Below are 22,285 nucleotides of genomic sequence, written 5' to 3'. Positions count from 1 at the left end.
TTTTTACTGGCTGCGAATACCGACGTACTGTTGAATAATCTGCTCCAAAGGGCTCGGCTGCCCGGCCCGGCCCTGTTTAAGTTTTTCCAGTGCCCGCTGGAGTTTGCCGACCAAGACGGGGTCAGCTTGCGCATTCATGGCAAAATAAAGTTCAACCTCACTGAGAATATAAACGGCTTCAAAATCCTGAGGGTTCATGTCTATTTGCTTCATGATGTACCAGGCAGAGTCCAAACTGAAACCAAAGACATCGATACGTCCACTGAGCAGTTTTTTCAGGTTTTGCTCCGCAGTGGAAGCATAATCAAACGACTCTACGGGAACGCCCTGCGACATCAACAGCTGTGCCGGTGCCGATTCCGGCTGAATGCCGATGCGCAACTCGTACAGATCATCCATTGACTCAATCACAATGTGTGAGTCCTTACTGGCGATTAATCCAATCTTCATGGTCGTGATAGGGCCGATCCACTGGAACAACGGTTCTCGGTCTTTCGTTCGAGCCAGACTGAACGCCAAAGTATTGGGGTCGTTCAGCAACGTCTTATATAAGCGCGCCCAGGGGAACAGATCTATGGTTTCGGTTCCCTTGCCGACCCCCGCTTCCGCAAGCACTTGCCTGAGTATATCGGTTGATATCCCTTGCGTATTGCCGTCCTGAGCAAAGCTATAGGGCGGTAACTCGGTGGTCATCAGGTTTAAAGATTCCGCTGCCACCGTCAGCGGCAACGACGCGACCAGCCACACAACCCTGAACACAACGCGCTGAAATATCTGCATCGCCCTGCCCTCGATTTTCCTTCCATCAGGAACCGAGTTTAGTCCAATACCAACCATTTGCTTATTCACATTTGCTGCTGTGCGCTCAGCTGAACTTTAAACTAGTCGCTGCGCCAAAGTATGGCTTTCGGTGGTGCGGTGGAATCATTCAACAAAATGTCTGGCGTCACCATCTGATGTTGCGGGGCGGCATCGCCAACCTGCTTTATGCGCTGCACTAACGTTTTCGCCAACCATCGGCCGATGTCAAACACCGGTTGGCGCATGGTGGCCAATATGGGTTTACCCATCCGCTCCTGACCGACACCATCGAACCCGATTATCGATAACTCTTCGGGCACAGACACATGGCTATCGTAAGCCGCTTGCGCCAGCCCGACAGCAACATGATCCGAACAGCAAACAACCGCTGTGACCGCCCGTTGATTTAACAACGCACGACCGCTGCTATACCCAGCTTCGACACTGTTATTCATCGCGGTGACAATCCAGTTGGGTTGCACAGTAATACCCGCCTCCTGCATCGCGCGGAGGTACCCGGCTTCGCGCTCTTTAATAAATGGCTCGGTACTGGGAAAGGTAAAAAAGCCCACGCGCTCATGCCCGAGTGACAGCATTCGTTCCGTTGCCCGCCGACAGCCACGTTCGTTATCGACATCAATCCAATCAATGCAATCCGGCCCCTTGCCAAACAAAACTTTGGGCGTTTTTGACGGCGTTAATGCCATCTGTGCTTCGCGGGTCAGCCCCATTATGATTTTTCCGTCACAGGCTGCCGTATGTTCATGATGGTCGGTCACTAACATCGCCAGCTTATGTTGACTGAGCACATCGGTGATTCCGGAAAATAACTGACTGAAATATAGATGGTTGCCGCGCAAACCGGCGGACATCTGCAACTTCACAATACCCGTAGACTGTAAAACCAAAGCACGGGCAGCCTGATTTTGCCGATATCCCAACTTCGCAATGGCTGCTTCGATTTTGGCACGGGACTCTGGACGTACTTTTTCTGGCGTATTCAAGGTTCTGGACACGGTCATAGCTGACACTTGCGCCAACTTGGCGACGTCATAAATGGTCGGCATTACTACACTCCGATGAAAGCGCTTTCATTATTGTTTTTTGACGAATATAGCAAAGACTCTCCTACGGCGACACTCCCTAAATTGGTAGGCTACAAAGAGCATTGAGTTTTTGGCGACGAATCGCGTTACCCTATTGGTGACAACACAAACGGAGAGCACCATGAACGGAAGCCAATTCGAAACACTACTAACACTGGTCCATCGCAAGCACCGTTTTGACGCCACCAACAGCTGGGCACAAGGCTCACCGACCTACTTCAACGCGTTAAAACAGGAAGTAACCGAAGTTGAAGAGGAACTCGGCATGCAGCGGCGGCCACATCTCGAGGAAGAACTGGGTGATGTCCTGTGGAATTATCTAAACCTGTTACTATGCCTCGACGACGAACACCAAATTTCAGCTGACAATGTACTCGCACGCACCATTCAAAAATTTGAAGAACGGGTGAGTGGAATCGAACGTGGTGAAGCCTGGGTCGACATCAAAGCGAAACAAAAGCAGCGGTTGCAGATGGAAGAGAACACCTGAATTGGGGTAATACACTGCGCTCATCATCCGTCAACCTCTGCCGTTGAAAAAGGAAAAAACCCCGGCACTCGGCACCTGAGATTCCCCATATTTATCACCCTAATTGCACGTAAATCTGAGTTTGGGTTACAAGACTTGTTCAGGGTTTTGGGTAAAGCAAAGCGGGCTCAGCCGCCCTCTTAGCGAGCGCATTAGATTTCGTTTCAGTAGCACCTTGTTGGCAATGCACAGACGATTGTTGCCGAAGAATAGAACTGAAGTGGCGTGGGACTGAAAATTACTGGACAGTGTCCGCTAACGCGACCTTTTCTGACGGATTAGCTGACCGCTGATTCGCAATTAAAGTTTGATAAGACTGGTGTTCAAGATGTTCATTGCCTAGCCCAAATCGGAGTGCCAACGCTTCAAGTTCTTGTTTATAAATAGCAAACTTGGACACATTGTGCGTCATGATTGCAAATTCAGAAAAATACCCAAGCCCTTCGATATAATCTAATGTCACGTGGTAGGGTCCAATGAAGTAAATACTACGTATCTTTTCTACCACCAGAACGACCTCATACCCTAACGTTTTCAACATACTTTTAGCGGTTTTTGCGTTGGCAATATCGGTCGCCTCGCAACGTTCGGGCTCGGGTCCTTTTGCTATCCAGAGTTTAAACCCAGAAGGTTCCGTTTCACGGATACTCAAACTTTTATGTTCCCGTTTGAGCGAATGACTCGGTGTATCAAAATACCAATCGGTATCGATGTTTTCCCAGATCAACACCTCATGTGGGATCGTACTGAGTGTCTGCAGGAATTTAGCTTTTGATGACAGCCGATATTTTAATTCGACTTCAAATTGACCGTTAAAATGCGTCCCCTTCACTGCAGCCATTCCCGCTCCCCTCTCAAAACATCGATTTAAGACAGACAGATCCAATCGTTGACTCAGGAGAAGCTGGCTGGCCATTTCCAAAACGCCATACCGCCGGTAACGAGTCATTATGAGAACTGGATCACAAAATCATCAATATACACATTAGACGGTAACGTTGTTGCAAATACACCTGTCAGATATGTCAGCTTTTCTAACGATGAGACGACAACCTTTCAGCCCGGAGTGATAAAAACGGTTCAACAAACCACTTAACTCCGTGCAAATCACTATTAACAAAGAGAAACGCCATCTTGGTTTCATCAAACACAGGATATGCACAAGAGTTCAGCGCAGACTGGGAAGGAACAAATTTCAATTGAGAGGAGTGAAGATTAAACTAGGGCAATTCTGATGAATTCAAATCACCTCAATCCTCTCAGATCGAAGGATGAACGAGGCATGTGTTACAGCGAATGGCGAGTCCTCTTCAAAACACACCACAATGCTCAGTCATCGATCTGAAGGACCGTGAGAGCGAGGCTGAATTGGCAAATTTCGTTGTTATGGATTTCCTTTGCCAAGATAATGAATAATGTCTGCAGAACTTGCCTCGAATTTTGCGCATTTCTTAACCCGCTGAGGTAGATGATAATTGTTCAGAGGTGCCCTAGTGTCCTGAGTCGGAAGTTCGTGCAGTTTCGGAGCGAATGGGAAGTGCTAGTACAAGGCGCTCTTCGTAGGGAATATCGAGATCTTTTCAAGAAGAGCATGGACTGAGTGTCTTTATTAAAAAAGTTACAACGCCACACTGGTATCAAATTTTTTACAACTCCACACCACCTGCGAGCTGAAGCGCTTTACGTAAGGCAACGCCATGAGCGTTGCCTTGCTCCATTCCTCATACCAGGACAGATCTGGACCTTGAACAATTAACACGTAGTCAGTTTCGCCAGAGACGTGATACGCCTGTTTAATTTCAGCTATATTTGCGACATGATGATCGAATGCCTGGTATATCTCGACACTTTCCTGGCCAAAAGAAACGTTGACCACCAGTTTCACCCCGACATCAGAACTGTCGATAATCGACACATCCTGTGCAATAACGCCCTGTTCATGCAACTGTTTGATCCGGCGGCGAACCGCCGATGCGGAAAGACCAATACGATCCCCCAATGCATTGCAGCTTTCCTGATTGTTTCGTTGAATCGCATTCAGGATGGCAATGTCAAAAGAATCCAGTTTGACGTTTTTCATCATTTTCTGTCACTTCCCTGGCGAAAACGCACGCAGATACGCCGTTAAAAGCCGAAATTCGTTTCTGATTGCATGCTAGCCTTTGCGCTCAAAAAAACGCAAGGAGAGACGTTATGCGATCACCATTATCAATTTTATTTTTTGCCGCTACCACGGCACTGCTCACCAGTTGTTTAAGCGAAAGCCGCGACGCGCAATTGGATGCCGTACTCAATGAACTGATTGAATCGAACATCCCCGGTGCCATTCTCGTGCTCGACACACCGGGTGCCAATTATGAAAAAGCCGTTGGCGTAGAGCAACTGCAAACCGAACGTTCAATGAACGTTAACGCGACACTGCGACTGGGCAGTGTCACCAAAACCTACATGGCCGCTTTGGCACTTACGTTGGTCAAAGACGGGACATTGTCCTTAAATGCGCCGGTGTCTGATTACCTGTCTGACGATATTATGGCCAAGCTACCCGCCAACCAGGACCCGACATTGCGCCAATTGATGAACCATACGACGGGTATTCCGGACTACTACACCGAACGTTTCTATCTGGAGGATTGGACGCGCACAGACCCGATTACTCCGGACCTCGTGCTTTACGCCATTCGCGGACTGGAAGCCACCCAGACCAACAGCCAGAACTTCTATTACTCCAACACCAACTACCATTTATTGGCACTGGCCATTGAGGCTGCCACCGGCGAGAAACTGCACGACCTGCTCAAAACACGCATATTTGACGTTACCATACTAACCCAAACCTATTACGACGAAGCGTTTCCGCCAGGCGACACCATTCACGGCTACGGCTCACCGCTGGACGCAAATGAAGACAATTACAACTTCCAGGAAAACACCGGACCGGACGGTGGTATGTATGCCAGTGCCAAGGAGACGGCTCACTGGATACGGCAGCTATTTGCAGATGACGGTCAGTGGTTGGATATCGGTAACCGCATGCGAGCCGAATTGATCACCGAAAAGGAACGCAAGTATCAGGGCATGGGCGTTGAAGTATTGGAATCCAAAACCGGGGCTCGGATCTATGGGCACACCGGCAGTGTAGACGGATACCTGACAGCTGCGTTTTACATACCGGCAAAAAACACGACCCTGGTTTTTCACATAAACCGCAGTGACGATGAGGCATTTACCCAAGCCTTGTCAAAGATCCTGAAAATCATTCTGTCGGACAACCGTTAAGAAAACAGGCTGGCCGCCTCGTGCGGCCTACGATTTTTACTTACATATGGCTCTCGAACAGCACAGTTAATCCAAAAAAGCGGTGAGGACAAATCTGAGTGTTAACAATAACGCCACCCAACTCGATATCTGGCAATATGCGAGGTGAACCGCATTATTTGTAAAAGAGTTACATGGCAAATGAAAATACCAACTCCAAATAAACTTACCTGTTTAGCGCCTGGCAATTAGAACGAATTGTCAAAATAAAAAACGCAGGAGAAGTTCGTTAAGCTGACTGCAACATCTAATAACTTGATCATGAACGACAATAATTTAGAGGAATGCATTGAATACACTTTACCCCCTGAGCTTGTAGATAAATTGGCGTAGCTGCTGATCAGCATTGCCTGCAATAGTTAATAATTAGCATGGAAATGGGGGACATCTCGAAGCATCATCACGTGAAATCGCTAATTTCTCTAAGACGGAAGCCGATATGAACGACTTCCGTCAATTGCCAACCAAAGTTGCCATCAAGACTGCGTTGAATGCACACGTAGATGACCATTTCAGCAATAACAACATAGTAAAACAAATGCATCCTACCGACATAATGGATACTCAACCAGACAACTGTCCAGAGTGACTTCCCAACGTGCTCAACTGTCAGTCTAAAAGAGCCAGTTTCTTTGGCAATATTACCAACCCACAGATATCCAAGCACAAATCACACCTTGACCTGGCATTCATGCTTACCTGACTGAAAGATGAACGCGCGAACGCAACATCCAGTTGAACCCCTAGCGCCTATATGGGCGCACTCATATAGGGCCATCCCTTGCTATATACGCCTCGCTCATGATTCGATCCTACAGGGCTGGGGGGTTTTCACTTACCAAAGAGGTCATAGGTATATCTTGTAAGAAATCCAGTTTCTTTTTTTGGTTTTCACAGGTGTCATAGAATTTAAACACTCGACTTCTAAACTACGCATATCAGATTTAGCCATAGTTACTTGCCGCGGATGGAAATCAGAGGTACTGACCACCCATTCGTCGTTTAAAAAACAAGCTGAATGTGAAATGAATCCGTCATGCAGCGCATTTGCCAACTTCGTCTATCGACATACAAAAAAGGAAATACAGTGAAAAAGACCACATTCCCTGCCGTATTCGCATGTTCCAGCATTGTACTTTTTCCCAGTTTCACTTCTTCGGAAGATACTTTCCATTGGGGGTATTCTGGTCATGAGGGTCTGCAACAATGGGTAAACAACCGCTCTATGATTCACCAATAGCCAAACCCTTCAAAAAAACCGCAGTCTACCTTGTATTGTGAAATTGAAGGACGGTAAGTCGCAGCACTCAAAATACCTGCGCAGAGTTCAAAGCACTCGGCGCGTAGCCTAGTTAAAAGCCAAAGCGCTAAAGTTACGATGCAATACCGTTCTTTAAATGCACAGGGATGTGCTTTTAGAAACAGCCCGATTGCCCCGAAGATATCAAAGAAGTAATCCATTTAAACACCCACAGGTAGGGCATGTATCGCCACGCACTACGAATAGGTAAAACACCTTGTACTGACGCAACTTTTGCATAAAAACTACAGACCTAAATCTAGAGCACCGCTGAATTACTGCCATCTACCTCAGTGGGTGAAGAAATGCGCATATGTCGAAGTAAGTTTTGCAGGCAATATTCGTTATATTTGCAAAGGACTCGCCATTCCCTTCAGTACACGCCTCACTCTTTGCCGCTGTTATGGGCATTGACCTTGGTAACAACTAAAACTTCATGCCACATTTTTGTAATGGTTTGTAAAGACCTCAATTCAGTCGCAGTAAAAGATAGACACCCTAAAAATCAACGGCTTAGATCAAAAGCTATTCAAATAGATAAGTTTTAATTCCGCCTTTTGCTACGCATACCGTGCTCATGTAGCAAATAGAAAGTTTTTTAAAATCTCGATTTAAAAGGTAGATAGACTAAACTTTTATGGCTCGGCAATGACTTATTCGAGGAAAGTAGTAATGCAATATTCAATAGCAAAAAAAATTGCCCTAGGTTTACTGTTGGTAGCAAGCACCTTCACTTTTGCGGATCAAATTAAGGTAGCCAACAACGACTGGGTGCCTTATAACACGTCTGATGGTAAAGGATTAGTCGATCAAATTGTTAAGGAGGCGTTTGCGCTTGTTGGCCACGATGTCACTTATGTTGTGTTTCCTTGGAAGCGAGCTTATGAGTCGGTAAAGGCAGGTGAAACCGATATAACCTATCCCTGGAGCTATACCGACGAGCGTAACAATGAGATCATTTTCAATAGCACGGCGCTGATCGTTAACCGATCCATATTTTGGTATAAAAAAGGGACAAACTTCTCGTGGACCGACTACGGCGACTTATCAAAATACAGTATTGGTGGAATGATTGGCTATAGCGACACAGACCTACTGGAAGGAAATGGGGTAACCATACAGCTAGTTAAAGATGAACTCACCAACTTGAAAAAACTACTGGCAGGACGCATTGACGCTTTTGCGATGAATGAAGTGGTAGGCACTCAAATTATTAAGCAAAACTTAAGCTCCGAAGAGCAAGCCCAACTGGTCACGTTTCAAGACAAGCCGCTGGTAGAAACCAACATGCACGCGGTTTTTTCAAACAACGACAGAGGCAAAAAACTAGCAGCAGACTTTGAAAAAGGCCTTAAAATGCTAGTTGACAGTGGACGTTATGAAGAGATTCTTTTCTCGGGTAACTGATACCTAAATCATTGCGTAACCATAGGTGCCATGGATTAGGCCCTATGTCACGCATAGATACTAAACTCACTTGAAATTATAAAATAATATTTACTATTTTATGGCATCAAAGCGGCTTACAAGCTGTTGAGACCACTCAAACAAAGCCATCTTAACCAAACTTCATTTTGCGGTCGTATTTTTAAAGTAACCATTCACCCGCGCGAGGAAACCTCCAGAAAAATACCATCACTCGTTAGCGTGATGCACATTGATACACAAATGCCCCATGATTCATGATAAACCACAACCGAAACAAGAATTGATGAAAATCACTCAACAGAACAGCGATTTCCACTCGGTCAAGGCGCGCACACATAACACCTTCCTTTACTTCTATTTAAACTGTACTAACTTATTGAATTACATACATTGACACCAAAGGTAAAAAAATGAAGAAGATCTTACTGATGCTTTCTATAACGACTTCACTACTTCTATCCACATCCGTCACGAGAGCCGAAACAGTCTACCTAACTTCACTTGCATGGCAGCCATATGCAGGTGCGGAGCTTGCAAGCCAAGGCGCATCAGTCGCGGTTGCAAAAGCGGCATTTGAAGCCATGGGTCATAAACTGGTTGTAGAATTCTTCCCATGGTCACGCGCAGTTTCATTGGCGACGAATGATGAGAAGTACCAAGGATATTTCCCAGAATACTTTTATGAATCTGATGAATTTCTTTTTTCAAACCCAATGGGTGTTGGTCCCCTTGGGTTTGTTGAAAATTCATCTAAACCAATTTCTTGGAGCAGCATGGATGACCTAAAGAACTACAGCATAGGCGTTGTTCAAGACTATGTGAACACCGAAGAGCTCGACGCTATGATTGCAAATGGTTCTATCAAATCACAGTCTGTCGTGTCTGATGCGCAAAATGTCCTGAAGGTTTCTGCTGGGCGCATTGACATGGCTGTAATCGACAGCAACGTTTTAGATTACCTATTGAAGAATGATCCAAAACTCAGCCCCGCCGTGGGGAAAGTAAAGATGAACGACAAGCTTCTCGTTGACAAAGAACTATTTGTTGCTTTCAAGAACACACCGAATGGCAACAGATGGAAGGATGTATTTAACGAAGGACTGACAAAAATCGATATCGACGCAATTATGGCTCAGCATATGTGAGGCACTAGGACATATATGAACGCCCTCAGGGTCCTTCTGATTGTAGATTTGAGCATTATTGTGCTTCATTAAAAATGACTCGAACAAATTGCCCCCACGAAGTTTAGGTACGACAAACTACGTGGGGCTTAGCAACTTATAGAAGCCGATCAATTCGTTTCAATCAAGCCTTCACTCCAAGCGACCCGTCACTTCGAACACTCAGAGAGAGTCTCTTTTTATCCAGCCTTTTATATCCTCTGCATTATCGAATTTCACCACGCGCGACCTCCTTTCATTAACGGGTGAGCCTTTTAAACCTTAAGAAACCTGCATCGGTCCATCAATCGTAGAAAAAAGTGAAGTATGTATCGCGCATAGATAATTCCGTATTACTGGACATAAGTGCGGTGCATAATTTTAGGCGGTTGCACTGACACATTGACAAAAACGTAAGATAGTTTTTTAAGATAGCGCTACAATTCAAACTCATAAATGAAAGTAACGCAGCAGTGATGTGCGACCTGACTTTGGACCATTTTCAGGACAGGGTGAGTTACCAGGCATGGGCAAAGAAGCTAGGCATCAGCCACGGAAGATCCATGCTACCACCAACGATCAGAGCCAGTTCTACTTCGTTTAGGCTTGCAAGGAAGCGATAGAAAAAACGCCCTCGCTGTCTGAAGGCGTTTCATTGTCCGGGACTTATCCGAATAACGGCGATCTACCTCAGCGGGTCCTGCAGATCGATGACTGAGGTGATTTGAATTAATCTGAGTTGCTAGTGTTCTGAGTCGGAAGTTCGTATAGTATCAGAACGAATGGGAGGCGCTAGTATAAGGCGCTATTTGTAGAGAATATCGAGATCTTTTCAAGCAGAGCAACGCCGTAATAGTGTTTTCCATTAGCGCCCTTCGGGCGCGACATTCAGGCTCTCTAGTTTCGTTCTGTCTCTTGTGAATGGAATAACCATTGACCGCGAGACACGCCCAGCTAAAGAACTTGAATGGCGCGCTGAACTCATTCGAACTTCTAACTCAGGAGACTAGAATTAGAACTGTCACTCAGAACAGAGCATAATGCTCTTTACTGTATGTACTCGCTAATAATTTCGTCGTATCTTCCACTTTCTTTCAACTGTGCTAGCGCATCGTTAAACTCATCCCGGATAGTTTCACTCAAAAAACCAACTTTATAGAGACTGGGTGAAAATATCTTGTGAATAGTTACATCGAGGCTGGTATCCACTTTTTCATTCAGCGATCGAAAGTATTTAAAGATATTTATGTCCATCACAACTGTATCGACTCGGTTTGAAAACAACATCAGAATTTGTGCATCTTGTTGAGATTTTTCCTGGTAATCAGGATTCTTGAGAGCCATTGATGCGTAGTCAGAACCCAAATACTTGGTTGCATCTTGAAAGGCAAGTATTGACATATCCTTCATATCGGATGACGAATTTATGGTTAGGTTGTTTTTAGCTAATGTGATTGCAACATTTTGATAGGTAATGTGGGAGTCTGAATAAAAGATATCGCTCAAACCAGAGTTTTCATTCACTGTTAGGGCGAGGGAAACTGATTTTTCTTTGAGAGATAGAGGAACGCGAGCAAACGGCAGGTAGACTGGTTCTACGGTATGCCCTTTTAATGCCAGCGCCTCGCGTACAATTTCCATCTCCATACCTGTATTGCCATTTTGAATAACATACGGTGGCAAGGCAAGCCCAACGGCCATCTTGAAGTTATCTGCGTATAATTGAGAGGAAAAAAAAGAAATAAAAAAGAAGAGGTTTAGCATGCGAAAAATACGAATCATTACCTGTACTCCACGGCAGTGCATCAGTACGGAATTGTGACTAATGCGAGAATAAATTTTAGTCTAAAGGTCCCGTTTTACAAAAAATAGGGGCTATTTTTTTTCAAAAACCATATTACCAAATTGACGCACATGCCAATAATGTACGCTACTTCGAGACGAATTTCTCGTAGGAATATTTGGAAAGAGTTCGTCGCGTCTTTGTCGATTCTACTAAAACTTTTTTCGCCTCTTCAATATTGTCAAAATTCTTAATTATTTAATTTTGGTCGAGGCATACGCGCGATTTAAGAAAGTACAAATAATAGTTTTCAATACAGGTTTCTGAAGGTAAAAGCGAATCAAAAAACTAGTGTCTTGAGTCTGAAGTTCGCATGTATTCAGCCCCACCCTTCGGCTCCTTCAGTTTGACGACTGAACATCGTTGTGTATTTTAAAAAATGCCTCACCATTCCCTGCAACACACGCCTTGCTCATCCTTCGATCTGATAGGACTGAGGTGATTTGAATTATTCAGAGTTGCCCTAAGTAGCACTGCGATGAGAGAACCAAATTCACTGCTGCACCTGAATTACCTGGCTTGCGACTTTATAATGAATCTACCAAGCGTAAACCTGCATTCTGATTAGGTAATGCAAAGACAATGGTAATTAACTTCAGGCAATATCATAAAATCCATTAATTTGACTCACCAATTTCAAAGAGGACTTAGCTTTTATAGCTGTAGGCAAACAAAACGAAAGCCAGATTAAAAATCAACGGATCAATCAAATAAAATTCATCCAAATTTAAAAGAAACAATATGCTCATCACAGCTAAGCCGACTAGCATCGTTACCAGCCAATAATGCTTAATAATTTTTTTAACAAAAAGTTCAGCATAAAGTATCGCCAACCCAAAACCCAGAACGGTCGAAATCAAAACAGGAAAAAAATCTTTCCAAACCGGGTCCAGATCCCCAAGGTATACCGACACGTAAAAGTACGTTACGGGCACAACAAGAATTCCTAGCCCTAAGTGCAGCAATCTAAATTTCATTAACGGATTTCCTCTTGAATTATATATCCATAAAACCGAACTTCACGTTGCTCCCAGTTACACGCACTTTGTGTGAGCGAACTTGATACCACAGAACTTAATCTTCGCGCAGCCGCTGCAATGCTTCATCCAACGTTTTAACCGGTATCACGGTGATCCCGTCTATGGGTTTGCGGGGTTTATTGGCAATGGGCACGATGGCTTTCTTGAAACCATGCTTCGCCGCTTCAACGATGCGTTCCTGTCCATTTGGCACTGGGCGTACCTCACCGTTTAATCCGATTTCCCCAAAGACAACCCAGTCCATTGGTAACGGGCGGTCGCGCAAGCTCGATAAAATAGCAAGGACGCTGGCAAGGTCGGCGGCGGTTTCATTCACTCGTACTCCCCCGACCACATTAATAAAGACGTCTTGGTCGCCGGTAAACACGCCACCGTGTCGGTTAAGAATAGCGAGCATCATATTCAAGCGATTAGTATCCAAACCGACGGCAACCCGTCGAGGGTGTCCCATGGTGGTGCCGTCCACCAGCGCTTGAAATTCGATTAGCATCGGACGGGTGCCTTCCCAAACCACGGTAACAATTGAGCCAGAAGAAGCTTCGTCTGAGCGATTCAGGAAAATCGAACTGGGGTTTTTCACTTCTTTCAGCCCGGTGTCGAGCATGGCAAAAACACCCAGTTCGTTCACGGCACCGAAGCGGTTTTTTATCGCGCGCAGAGTACGGAAGCGCGAATCCCCGGAACTTTCCAGCATCACAGAGGCATCAATCATGTGCTCCAGCACTTTCGGACCGGCCAGGGAGCCGTCTTTGGTCACATGCCCGACCAGAATCAGAACCGTACCGGTTTGCTTGGCAAAGCGCGTTAACCAGGCGGCGGATTCTCGCACTTGCGAGACGCTGCCCGGCGCACTGTCTATCTCAGGTGCGTGCATCACTTGAATGGAGTCTATAACCAAAATTTTAGGCGCCAGCTCCCGTGCGATCTCGGTAATGCTTTCGACACTCGTTTCGGAAAGAATTTTCAGGTCGTCACGAGGCAGATTCAGGCGCTTGGCCCGCAACGCAACCTGCTGAACCGATTCTTCGCCGGTTACGTACAACACCGGCGTTTGTTTGGCCAGATGGCAAAGCGTTTGCAGTAATAAGGTACTTTTACCGGCACCCGGGTGGCCGCCTATCAACACCGCACTGCCCTGCACAAGTCCACCCCCTAGTACACGGTCAAACTCGCCTATACCCGTAGCAAGCCGAGCCTGTTCGTCCAGATTTACATCACTGAGCGATTGCACTTGGGAATGCGCACCGGCGTAGCCTTTAAAACGGGAATCTTCGGTAAAGTTAGGGCGCCCTGCCGGTGTTTTGGCCTCTTTGAATTCTTTGAGCGTGTTCCAAGCTTTGCATTCTGCGCACTGGCCCTGCCATTTGCTGAATTCGGCGCCGCAGTCGGTACATACAAACTGAATCTTAGGTTTGGCCACTGTTCATCTATCCAGTAAAAAAGTGCTGCCTTTATAGCGAACTGACACGCGGGGTTCAAGGCTTAAGTACCAGGTGATGGTGAAAAAGGCGCATTCAACCAATTAAAGCTACACTCTAGTGGTTAGCAAAAGTACACCTTGCAGCCCAAAGTAGCTGTGAAACCTATTTAAACTCACTCATATAATGACGGAATTATGCTGCGTTTCCTGCTCATTGCGCTTTTATTGTTACCTATGATGTCCGTTGCCGAACTGCGTCTGAACCCTGATCAGGACAACCTGTTCGACGCCGATATCGAGCAGCTCGCTCTGGTAAACGGCGAGCTGGAACAATTAACCACCTTTGAACAGTTGACCGATCGTCAATGGACACCGTTACAGCCCAATAATGGCAATCTCGGGATAGTACACGGAACACGTTGGTTGAAGATTGATGTCTACAACCCGACTGACACTCAAAACTGGCTGTTGCAGCTCAACAACCGGGGACTGAATTTCGTCGAGGGTTGGGTGAGCACCTCGCAAGGGTTGCAAAACTTCCGCATTGGCGCATTACTGCCTTTGAAAGAAGGGCGTGACATCGCCATGCCAAGGCTTAACGCAAAAGTGACCATACCGACATACAGTCACGCACAAATTTTCCTAAGGCTTACTCACAATGGCTTTGCCGACCTAAATGGCAAACTCACCACGATGGAGCGTGCGTTGGAAACCAGGCTCCACGAATCCGCGACCGAAATAACTTTCTATGGCGTATTGATGACACTGTTTCTGTATCACCTGGTGTTATTGGTGGGTACGCGGAATACCAGTTATGTCGGTTACTGCCTGTTCGTCCTCAGCACCGTCTGTTTTTTTAGCTTCACCGAAGGTTATTTATGGTTTCTTTTGCCAAATCAACCGAACGCAGTGTATGCCATTGGTCAGGGCAGTATTGGCCTGGTGTCTGCTTCAGCCGCGCTCTTTTCGCTGCTTTACCTTAATCTGCGGCAATTCCCTATTGCGCGCTACGGTCTATACCTGACCATGGTACTGGGTATTCTAATTTTTCTGTTCCGCCTTGTTTATTGGAACTATCCGGTTTTAGTATTTGGCGGATTACTCGCCGCCGCCGTTTTTCTGGTCATACCGATCATTTCATTAATCCGCTACATCAAATTTCACGACAAACTAGCCCTGGTTTATTTTTATTCCTGGACACTGTGGAGTGCCTTGGCTTTTATTGTCGTCCTGACCTTATTCAATGTATTGCCCATTGATCTGTCAGCCTTCTGGCCGATCCTCAAAGCAGCATTTGCGATTCAGAGCTTCGTTCTGGCCTGGTCGTTAGGGTTTCGTATCCGCAGTCTACAGCAACAGCGTACTCGGGCTTTGGCCGAAAGCGATGCTAAAACCGACTTACTTACCCGTGTATCGCATGAAATCCGTACACCAATGAACGGCATTATTGGAACCAGTCAACTACTGGAATCGCACCTGACCACCGCCGAAGCACATAAGCTGAATGACACCATTTTTCACAGTGGCCTATCTTTATTGACCATAATTAATGACCTGCTTGACCTTTCCCGATTGGAAAACAGCAGCGTAAAGATCACGCCAGAACCAACACCGATTAAAATCTTAATACATCAGGTCGAATTGACGTTGCAGGCGCAACTGAAGCAGAAGTCATTAACGCTGATCACAGACATTTCAGAACGAACGCCTGACACGCTGTTAATCGACGGTCCTCGCCTGCGACAGGTGCTATTCAATATTGTCGGTAACGCGATTAAGTATACCGCGCAAGGCAGCATAGAGATCGCAGTTGATTTTGAACCAGGGAAAATGTCGGTCATTGTCAAAGACACGGGCCGTGGCATTCCGAGTGAAAAACTGGAATCCATTTTCGCGCCCTTTGTGCAGGTGCAGGATACCGCAAGGGAAATGCGTACCGGCACCGGTTTAGGTTTGCATATTGCCCGTAGCCTGATTGAGCTGATGGGTGGAAAAATTAGTCTGAACTCACAGGAGAATGTCGGAACTGAAGTGAAAATCTGCCTTCCGGCATCGGCAACGGAAATGAATCAACCCGCCAGAATGTCGGTTTATGCAACCGATCATTCATTAAAGGTGTTGGTCGTTGACGATAACGACGTCAACCTGACGGTTATTGCCGGGCTGTTTAAAAAACTTGGCCACCAATGTCAGTCAGCCAAAAATGGCATGGAGGCGGTAAACATTTACTTTGAAAATCACGAAGACATTGATTGCATTTTTATGGATTGTGAAATGCCAGTCATGGACGGCTATGCGGCTTCACTGAAAATTCGTGAAATTGAGTTAGCCAAACATTTGCCTGCCAAACCGATTATCGCGGTGACTGCACATGCGTATGCTGGTCACCAGGAAAAAATAGAAGCTGCGGGCATGGATGACCAGATCAGCAAACCGATTACCCGGGAAAGCATAGCCATGGCGTTGAATCAGCTTTATCATCAACAACCTATTGCATCATCATGACTGAATTGGAGTGAATCGTGAGCAACCCTAAAATGAATTGGCCACAGCTTTTAACCACGGAACGCCATGGTCACGAAGCGCTCGGGCTGGATGATCTGGGGCGCAACCATTTCCACAAAGATCATGATCGCATCGTGTTCTCTGGTGCGTTCCGCAAATTGGGTGGAAAAACTCAGGTTCACCCGCTGGCCAAATACGACCACATTCACAACCGGCTGATCCATTCCATGGAAGTGGGCAGTGTCGGTCGCAGCCTGGGTATTCGCGTTGCCGAAGAAATAAAAGAACAGTTGCCATCAGGAATTCAACCCGACGATCTCGGTATTATTGTGCAGGCTGCTTGCCTGGCTCATGACATTGGAAACCCACCGTTCGGCCATGCCGGAGAATACGCTATACAGGACTGGTTTAAACGCAACGATACACAAATGTATCTTTCTGGCTTGACGGATTCTGAAAAACGCGACCTACAAAAATTCGAAGGCAATGCGCAAGGCTTTCGCACATTGTCACAGGTTGAATACCACCTCTACAACGGTGGTTTGCGGTTAACCTTTCCTACGTTGGGGGCGTCGCTTAAATATCCATGGACGGCAGATAAAGCGGGCGAAAAGGGAAAATTCAGCTGTTTTCAGAGTGAACTGCGCATTCTACAGGCGCTGGCGAATAAGCTCGGCCTGATCCAAAAACCAGATGGTCGCTTTGCGCGGCACCCATTGAGTTATTTGATGGAAGCCGCAGACGACATCTGTTACGCACTAATCGATCTGGAAGACGCCGTTGAACTCAGCATTCTGGAATTCGAGCAGGTCGAGGAAATCTTCCTCGATATTCAGGGCACTAAAGTCCTGGCGTTGGATAACAGCGGCAATGTTTCACCAGCGCGTCAATTGTCAGCACTGCGCAGTAAAACCATTGGCTGCATCATAGATGCCGTGGTGGATACCTTTGTTGCCCATATGGATGACATTCTAAGTGGCGAATTCAACGGCGACTTGATATCTGCGTGTCCAGACGGCGTGCGCAATGGCATTGCACGTGCAAAAGCACTGGCAGTCAATAAAGTTTTTATGGATGTACAGAAAACAGAAACTGAAATCGGCGCCTACACCGTGCTCTCTACGCTATTAGAAACGTTTATTGAAGCCGGTTTTGAATTCCATCAAAAACGCGATAAAAAACAACTGACCTACCGTACCAAACGGGTTTTCGACTTGATGGCCGGTGAAGCCCCAAGCGAACACATGAGTCAGTACGAAATATACCAGCGCATGGTCGATAACATCGCCGGTATGACAGACAACTACGCGCTGTATCTCGCCCGGCAAATTTCCAGCCCCGGTTAGTTACCGGTCTGACGACTTGCTGTTTAATTTGTTTCTCGAAGCATGAGTCTTCTGGAAAATTTTTCTTTCCAGGGTGGGTATCCCACTTGACTCTTGAAATGGCTTGTAAATTTTCACTTCGAGAAGAGCCTTAACGTGGTTTAAACGTGCATTCCTTGTTATGAAGAATCCGGTCCGGCGACTATGGTGAGGCTCTAAACGCAGGGATCTCGCGGAGGATTTTTCTTTCCAAGGGGAGATCCCCTTGCACCCCCTTCTGTCGCCCGCTTTGGTTTTCTTCCATAACGGACACTTTCGTCGAACGGTCGCTTGAGCGTGCGTCCCTGCACGCGCGGCGCTTGCAAGGGCATCCATGCCCTTGAATCCGTTGCGAAGTGTTCGTTATGTCAGCCAAAGCAGATGCGACGGAACGGTTATTTACGCCTACGTCGCTAAAACTTTATTTTGTGAACTATTTCATGCTCGAAAGTGCGACGAGTGGCGCTGTTTTTTTGCCTTGCAAACAAGCAGTAGAACTATTCACGTCTCACAGATTGGTCAAACAGCGATGCGTGAGCAAGTGAGCTGGTGATGGACAGCCCTATCGTTCGACGGATTTTTTGGGTTGCACTTAAACAAGTATCATTCGCTTGCTGCTGTTAGTCCTTTTGCCAATTCAATCTGCCCGGGCGTGTTACCTTTGCTTACTATGCAAACGCGCCCAACTTGAGAATGGCACAAGGAACTTACATGCTGAACCTCACCTACCGTCGCCGCTGGATTACGGCAATACTGCTAACTTGTGCTGTGGGCTTGTTCGCCATGCGCATTTTCATGCCCGGTAATTACCGTACTGGTGACGTCACCACCTTTCAATTTGAATCCGCGCTATTAAAAGACCATCGGCGAGTGTGGGTTTACTTGCCCCCTGGCTATGATGCGAGTCAAGAAGCCTATCCGCTGTTAATCCTTCAGGACGGTCAAAATGTGTTTGACGGCAACACATCCACTCATCAGGGCATGGAATGGCGGGTCGACGAAACACTGGAAAAAATGATCCGCCAGCAACAGATTGCGCCCCTTGTGGTGGTTGCCATTGATAGCACAGAAACACGACACGACGAATATCTGCCAGAACGCGTCATTCAAAATGGAATAGAAGAAGGAGGCGGCGCAGAACGATACGCCACAATGTTAACCGATGAACTGCTGCCCTACCTGCACCAGCACTATCGCCTACTGACAGGGCCTAATCACACCTTTGTGGGCGGTTCGTCTTATGGCGGGGTATTAAGTTTTTACCTGGCCATGCAACATGCGGATACCTTCGGTGCGGCGTTAATCATGTCACCTTCGACCAGTTGGAATAATCGCTGGATGAAGCGTACGGCGGATGAATTATTCTGGAAGCACAATGTTAAATTATGGCTGGATTTCGGGTACGGCGAAGGTCCAACCGGCGACTTTGTCGCCACGGTAGAAGCGTTACAGACTAAGGGTTGGCGTATTCCCTATGACCTGCAAGTAGCCATCGACGGCGGCAACCACATCGAAGCCGCTTGGGCGCGCCGTTTTCCCGATGCCATCAACTGGCTGATGAACGACGCCGCGTTTATAGAGGATACAAAAGAATGAAAATCGGTTCCCTGTTTATACGCGGTGTTTATTACTTGAGTGTGACCCTTGCGTTGATTGCCACGCTGTTGGTTGGCCTGTTCTTTTGGGGCGTGCAGGAGGCGTTTGCGTCTGGCCTTGCATTATTGATTGCGGTCATTATTGCGGTGGTGTATTTCCACCCAAAACTCTATAACTATCGTTTTGTGGTACCGGCGATGACTGCGTTGGTAGTCATCATCGTAGTCCCCGTCGTGTATGTGGTGAGTCTGTCGTTCACCAACCTCAGTGAGTCCAATAAGTTATCGTACCAGCGAGCCGTCCCTTATTTGACTGCGCAAACCTTTGTGGCCGATGACGCACCTGAGTTTGCTGTGAATGGCTGGATCGATCAGGAGCAAGCTTATCTGTTTTTAAATGCAGATGATCTATGGTTGCAGACAACCGAACCGGTGCCATTGGATCTGGCTGCGCCAACCACGTTTGATCTGGTAGTCACAGAAGAGATCCCATCGGATCACTTTGACCGAAAGTTCGCCGTTGGCCAACGCGCTCTGCTCGACCAACTGACCTTGGTGAGTCCAGCCGGTGACGTTTTGACAAAACACAAACTACGATCTTTTGCGCCCAGCAGCCCACGATTCACTCAGGTGTCTCACGCCCAGTTCAACGATAACGAAACCGGCAATGTGGTCACGGCTAATTTCGAAACCGGACAGTTTCTGGTCACCGAAAGTGAAGACCCAGAAGCAATCGGCCAGGTATTGTCGCCAGGGTTTCTGAAAGCCAGCAACCTGTCAAATTTTGTGGACATCCTGACCGACCTGGACCAGATCAAAGTCATCGCCATGGTCCTGGGATGGTCTGTGTTCGCCGCAGCTTTCACTGTATGCAGCAGTTTTGTTATTGCCCTGATTCTGGCATCGCTGCTGAATTGGCAAGCGCTTCGGGAACGTGAATGGTACAAATTCATTATCGTTGCCTGCTACGCACTTCCTGCTTTTTCGGTGATTAACGCGTTCTTCTGGATATTTACGACGAATCAGGCCCCCTGGGGGGAGTTACTACCCGGCGGGCCGGTGTTTACGGTCATCGACCAACTGTTTGGTATTCAACTGGACTGGCAATTCAACCCGGTATTGTCTCGCGTGAAATTTTTGATTGTTCAGTTCTGGATGTTTATGCCGTTCATGTTCATTCTCTGTCTGGGTGTTATTCAATCCATTCCAGTGTCACTTTACGAAGCTGCCCGACTCGAAGGTGCCGGTGTACGCCAGAGCTTTCGGCGCATCACCTTACCTCTGGCATTCCTGCCTCTGGCACCAGTGCTGATTATTTCCTTTGCCACCGCGTTTAATGACCTCAGTTTGGTGGACCAGCTGACCTTCGGCACGCCGGAAATACCCGGCTCTGTTCCGTTGGCCAGTCACGTTGATTTACTGGTCAGCTTTGCCAATCGCCAGGCGTTTGGTAACGCCTATACCCGAGGCGCGGGCTTTGGTTTGTACTCGCTGGCGTCAACCCTATTTACGTTAATCTTTGTATTGCTGGCGCTCATTTCCTGGCTGTACTTACGCAAGGTTCGCCTGCAGCCAGCGGGTCGGGAGTATTAATATGATTGCACTGTCTCATCAAACCATACGCTTGTGGCTTGCCCGGCTGTTTATCATCACGCTGGTGATGTTCATGTTGTTTCCCATCGGCTACTTGGTCCGGCATTCACTGACCGGTCAGGACGATTTTGCACAAACTGAGCCGGTCGATACCTTTTCAGGGGATGGATGGCGGCAGCTTTTCGGCATACCGGTCATCGGCAAGCGCTCGGACAGTGTTTATTTTCGCCCGGGCGATACCAACACTCAGAGTATTGGTATCGAAGACGGGCTCAACATGGCCATTACCCCAGATGGGCGACTGACCATTATGCCGGTTGAACCGTGGGTACTGAACTACCCACCGGTGACATTGCGTCTGGTTGCGGAAGGTTTGTCCAACAGCAGCGCTTTAAAACAGCGTGGCGCTGTACTCAACGTACACATCGGATCCAACGTCTCAACTTCAGAAACCGATGTGGCTGCCCGGCCAGATCAACCTGTCTATGCCAACCTGCAAATGCCTGTGTACGACGACAACATTGACCGTATCCGCGTCTATTATGAATACCTTTGGTTCACGCCGGCGTTCACCACGGAGACCTCCCGAGTGATGTGGAACTCCATCAAATTGGCGCTCTGTGCATCCGCAGCAGTGCTGATCATGAGCGTTCTGTTGGCGTATGCCCTGGTGCGACTGAAGATCGCTTTTAAAAAGCAGGTCACCGGTTTGGTGCTCATCGCGCAGATGTTTCCCAGCTTTCTGTTGCTGACCACCTACGCTAACGTGTTTTATTGGCTCGGGGAGTCAGTGGACTGGCTCGGCCGCAGCTCACACATATCGGTTTTCATCATTTACCTGGGCAGTATAACCCTGAGTGTTTTCCTAGTGCTAGGATTCTTCCGGCAAGTAGACGCCGATATGGAGGAATCTGCGTTTATCGATGGCGCTACACCCTTCCAGGCGCTGTGGCATATTCTGTTGCCATTAAGCCGTCCCATTCTGGCCGTAACCTTCATGGTTAGCTTTGTGTTTTTCTACAGCGAATTCAATATCAGCAACCGAATGCTAACCTTCGACAACATGACTTTTGCTGGCTTTATGATGGAGAGCAGTTTTTATTCGAACCCGCCATCTTTGCGGGCAGCCATGTTATTGGTTTCGTTTGTACCTGTGCTAATTCTATTTCTGTTTATTCGCAAACATCTGATTTCCGGACTGGCCGAAGGCAGCACCAAAGGTTGAACGTTAGTTTAAAGCGGTGGGCACAAGACATTTATTGATTTGCATTAGGTGATTC

General features: G+C 47.1%; 17 protein-coding genes. 9 read left to right on the top strand and 8 right to left on the bottom strand.

The window, feature by feature from the left end; all coding sequences use genetic code 11:
* Positions 1–3 precede the first annotated feature (3 nt).
* Both IYN85_RS18565 and IYN85_RS18560 read right to left on the bottom strand, forming a co-directional pair.
* On the bottom strand, positions 4–780 hold the full coding sequence (locus tag IYN85_RS18565; RefSeq protein ID WP_196160426.1) for an ABC transporter substrate-binding protein: 777 nt from the start codon (positions 778–780) through the stop codon (positions 4–6).
* 101 nt (positions 781–881) lie between these two features.
* A complete protein-coding gene (locus IYN85_RS18560; RefSeq protein WP_196160425.1) occupies positions 882–1,868 on the bottom strand; it encodes a LacI family DNA-binding transcriptional regulator in 987 nt (328 codons plus the stop codon).
* Between the two features lie 160 nt (positions 1,869–2,028).
* On the opposite strand from IYN85_RS18560, the gene IYN85_RS18555 reads away from it, so the two are divergent.
* A complete protein-coding gene (locus IYN85_RS18555; protein WP_196160424.1) occupies positions 2,029–2,397 on the top strand; it encodes a MazG nucleotide pyrophosphohydrolase domain-containing protein in 369 nt (122 codons plus the stop codon).
* Positions 2,398–2,674: 277 nt separating this feature from the next.
* Here IYN85_RS18555 and cyaB read toward each other — a convergent pair whose 3' ends face one another.
* Together cyaB and IYN85_RS18545 are read right to left on the bottom strand one after the other, a co-directional pair.
* The gene (gene cyaB / locus IYN85_RS18550) at positions 2,675–3,277 is read right to left on the bottom strand and encodes a class IV adenylate cyclase (protein WP_230390840.1); all 603 of its coding nucleotides are present in this window, start codon (positions 3,275–3,277) and stop codon (positions 2,675–2,677) included.
* Between the two features lie 777 nt (positions 3,278–4,054).
* A complete protein-coding gene (locus tag IYN85_RS18545) occupies positions 4,055–4,519 on the bottom strand; it encodes an Lrp/AsnC family transcriptional regulator (protein WP_196160423.1) in 465 nt (154 codons plus the stop codon).
* Between the two features lie 110 nt (positions 4,520–4,629).
* Here IYN85_RS18545 and IYN85_RS18540 point away from each other — a divergent pair, with 110 nt between their 5' ends.
* Entirely contained in the window at positions 4,630–5,715 is a 1,086-nt protein-coding gene (locus IYN85_RS18540; RefSeq protein WP_196160422.1) for a serine hydrolase, read from the top strand.
* A 439-nt stretch (positions 5,716–6,154) separates the two neighbouring features.
* On the opposite strand, the gene IYN85_RS18535 is transcribed toward IYN85_RS18540, so the two are convergent.
* A complete protein-coding gene (locus IYN85_RS18535; RefSeq protein WP_196160421.1) occupies positions 6,155–6,421 on the bottom strand; it encodes a hypothetical protein in 267 nt (88 codons plus the stop codon).
* A gap of 1,305 nt (positions 6,422–7,726) precedes the next feature.
* Between IYN85_RS18535 and IYN85_RS18530 the strand changes: the two genes are divergently transcribed.
* Both IYN85_RS18530 and IYN85_RS18525 read left to right on the top strand, forming a co-directional pair.
* On the top strand, positions 7,727–8,461 hold the full coding sequence (locus tag IYN85_RS18530; RefSeq protein WP_196160420.1) for an ABC transporter substrate-binding protein: 735 nt from the start codon (positions 7,727–7,729) through the stop codon (positions 8,459–8,461).
* 431 nt (positions 8,462–8,892) lie between these two features.
* The gene (locus IYN85_RS18525; protein ID WP_230390839.1) at positions 8,893–9,627 is read left to right on the top strand and encodes an ABC transporter substrate-binding protein; all 735 of its coding nucleotides are present in this window, start codon (positions 8,893–8,895) and stop codon (positions 9,625–9,627) included.
* Between the two features lie 1,065 nt (positions 9,628–10,692).
* Here IYN85_RS18525 and IYN85_RS18520 read toward each other — a convergent pair.
* The 3 genes from IYN85_RS18520 to radA all read right to left on the bottom strand — a co-directional run bounded on the left by IYN85_RS18520 (position 10,693) and on the right by radA (position 13,948).
* Entirely contained in the window at positions 10,693–11,427 is a 735-nt protein-coding gene (locus tag IYN85_RS18520; protein WP_230390838.1) for an ABC transporter substrate-binding protein, read from the bottom strand.
* 708 nt (positions 11,428–12,135) lie between these two features.
* Positions 12,136–12,465 carry a hypothetical protein gene (locus IYN85_RS18515; RefSeq protein WP_196160419.1) on the bottom strand — a complete coding sequence of 110 codons (330 nt, stop codon included), beginning with the start codon at positions 12,463–12,465 and terminating at the stop codon, positions 12,136–12,138.
* A gap of 97 nt (positions 12,466–12,562) precedes the next feature.
* On the bottom strand, positions 12,563–13,948 hold the full coding sequence (radA, locus tag IYN85_RS18510) for a DNA repair protein RadA (protein WP_196160418.1): 1,386 nt from the start codon (positions 13,946–13,948) through the stop codon (positions 12,563–12,565).
* Between the two features lie 195 nt (positions 13,949–14,143).
* On the opposite strand from radA, the gene IYN85_RS18505 reads away from it, so the two are divergent.
* From IYN85_RS18505 to IYN85_RS18485, 5 genes are all read left to right on the top strand, one after another.
* Entirely contained in the window at positions 14,144–16,453 is a 2,310-nt protein-coding gene (locus tag IYN85_RS18505; protein WP_196160417.1) for a hybrid sensor histidine kinase/response regulator, read from the top strand.
* Positions 16,454–16,470: 17 nt separating this feature from the next.
* Positions 16,471–17,799 (top strand): deoxyguanosinetriphosphate triphosphohydrolase, encoded by a 1,329-nt coding sequence (locus IYN85_RS18500; RefSeq protein WP_370592229.1) that lies wholly within the window; start codon positions 16,471–16,473, stop codon positions 17,797–17,799.
* Positions 17,800–18,528: 729 nt separating this feature from the next.
* Positions 18,529–19,413: an alpha/beta hydrolase gene (locus tag IYN85_RS18495; RefSeq protein ID WP_196160416.1), complete on the top strand. Its 885-nt coding sequence runs from the start codon at positions 18,529–18,531 to the stop codon at positions 19,411–19,413.
* Positions 19,410–21,005, top strand: a complete 1,596-nt coding sequence (locus IYN85_RS18490; RefSeq protein ID WP_196160415.1) for an ABC transporter permease subunit — start codon at positions 19,410–19,412, stop codon at positions 21,003–21,005. The genes IYN85_RS18495 and IYN85_RS18490 overlap by 4 nt, the downstream gene beginning before the upstream one ends.
* 1 nt (position 21,006) lies before the next feature.
* Complete coding sequence (locus IYN85_RS18485) at positions 21,007–22,230, top strand: ABC transporter permease subunit (protein WP_196160414.1); 1,224 nt, start codon at positions 21,007–21,009, stop codon at positions 22,228–22,230.
* Positions 22,231–22,285 lie beyond the last annotated feature (55 nt).

It is taken from the genome of Reinekea sp. G2M2-21 (genome assembly GCF_015687175.1).
Taxonomy (GTDB): Bacteria; Pseudomonadota; Gammaproteobacteria; order Pseudomonadales; family Natronospirillaceae; genus Reinekea.
The sequence above is the reverse complement of the archived record's forward strand: the minus strand, read 5'-3'. Positions and strand labels throughout refer to the sequence as shown.